2 protein-coding genes are annotated in these 1,962 nt (G+C 70.6%); both read right to left on the bottom strand.

The features are described 5' to 3' along the window. Positions 1-860 (bottom strand): membrane protein insertase YidC (gene yidC / locus G6024_RS05000; RefSeq protein ID WP_235027760.1); only part of this gene is annotated, 860 nt, incomplete at its 3' end. Between the two features lie 91 nt (positions 861-951). Next, the coding region (locus tag G6024_RS04995) for a UDP-N-acetylmuramate dehydrogenase (protein WP_159148208.1) at positions 952-1,962 on the bottom strand (1,011 nt) is incomplete at its 5' end.

Below are 1,962 nucleotides of genomic sequence, written 5' to 3'. Positions count from 1 at the left end.
GGGGTGCCGGCCGTACCATCGCGGCGGTCGGCGGCAGTGGAGCCGCCCTCCGACCCGACGTCGGCGTCGGCCGCGGTGGCGGGCTTCTCACCGTCGATCTCCACCACTTCGCCGTCGACGAACGGCCCGCCGGCGCGGTCCTCGGCCTCGACCTGCGCGATCGCCGCCTGCTCGGCCGCCTTGGCCGCCTTCTGGCGGCGGAAGGAGTTCCACATGTTGATGAACGTGGCGATGCCGGCCAGGACGAACAGCGGCACGGCCAGCATGAGGATGTCGTTTTGCTGCAGCCCCGGGTGCAGCGAGTCCATGACCTCCTGCGGCATCCGGATGTAGGACGCCAGGGGCACCCCGAAGATCTCGGCGTTGAGGAAGGAGGCGACCTGCTCGGGCTGGAACGCCCCGTTGGTCATGGTCGAGGCCTCCTCGATGGACTTGCCGGGAGGCGAGAAGTTGAGCAGCACGTAGTACAGGCCGAGGAACACCGGGATCTGCACCAGCAGCGGCAGGCACCCGGCGGCGGGGTTGACGCCGGCGCCGGAGTACAGCTCCTGCATCTCCTTGGCCTGCGCCTGGCGGTCCTCGGGGGACTTGCGGCCGGAGTACTTGAGCTGCAGCTCCTTCATCTTGGGAGCGAGCTGCGCCATCTTGCGCATCGAGTACTGCTGCCGCCACATGGACCGCATGAGCAGCAGCCGCACGGTCACCACTAGCAGCAACACCGAGCCGACCCATGCGATGCCGGAGTCGGGGTCCACGACGAAGCTCAACGCCCAGTGCCAGAACTTCATGACGAGTGACACCGGATACGCGAACAGGTCCACGGGCTTCTCCAACGACGAGCGGCGCCGGATCGGGCGCACGGGGCGGGACAGACCACAAAGGTCGGGCTCCAGCGTGCCAGGGTGGGCACCGCAACGGGGAATCAGGGTCGCGCGGCTGCGCCGAGCGCGGTCAGATGTGGCAGCCCACCCACACCGGCTCGGGGTGCAGCTCCACGCCGAACGCCTCCCGCACCCCGTCACGTACCTCGCGCGCCAACGCGATCACGTCGTCCGCGGTGGCCTGACCCCTGTTGGTCAGCGCCAGCGTGTGTTTGGTGGAGAGACGAGCGGGTGACGACGACGAGGGATGCCCCTTGGAGAAACCGGCCCGCTCGATGAGCCATCCCGCCGAGAGTTTGACGCCCCCGGGTGCGGAGAAGGCGGGCATCTGCTCGGACTGCGCGGTGCCGAGCCTGGCGGCCACCCGGGATCGCACCGTGGGGAGTTCGTCCTGGGGTATCACCGGGTTGGTGAAGAACGATCCCGCGGACCAGGTGTCGGAGTCGTCGTCGTCGAGCACCATCCCCTTGCCGCGGCGCAGGTCGAGCACCGTGCGCCGCACCACGGCCGGGTCGGTCCGGTCACCAGGGGCGACACCGAGGCGGCCGGCGAGTTCGGCGTAGCGGATCGGTTCGCTGCGTCCGGCGGGATCGAGGCGGAACTCCACCTCGAGGACCACGGCGCGGTCGGTGTTCTTCAGGATGGACGTGCGGTACTCGAGGCCGAGGGCGTCGGGGGTCACCCATTCGTCGACGCCGGTGGCGCGGTCGAACCAGCGCACGCGGTGCAGGATCTGGGCGACCTCCACCCCGTAGGCGCCGACGTTCTGCACGGGCGTCGCGCCCACGGATCCGGGGATGCCGGACAGGCACTCGAGGCCGCCGTACCCGCGCGCGACCGTGTCGGCGACCAGATCGTCCCAGGTCAGGCCCGCGCCCGCGCGGACGACGAGCTGGTCCTCGGTCGGGCCGGCGAGGTAGTCGATCTCCCGGTTGCGCACCGCCACCGCCACCAGGTCGAGGTCGCCGCCGGCCACCACCAGGTTCGAACCGCCCCCCAACACGAGCACCGGCACGTCCGCGGCGTCCAGGGCGCGGACCGCCGCGACGACCGCGTCCGGGGTCGCACACTCCAGCAGCGC

The organism is Dietzia maris, from assembly GCF_014144855.1.
GTDB classification, from domain to species: Bacteria; Actinomycetota; Actinomycetes; order Mycobacteriales; family Mycobacteriaceae; genus Dietzia; species Dietzia kunjamensis.
This window is presented reverse-complemented; position numbering and strand designations above follow the sequence as displayed.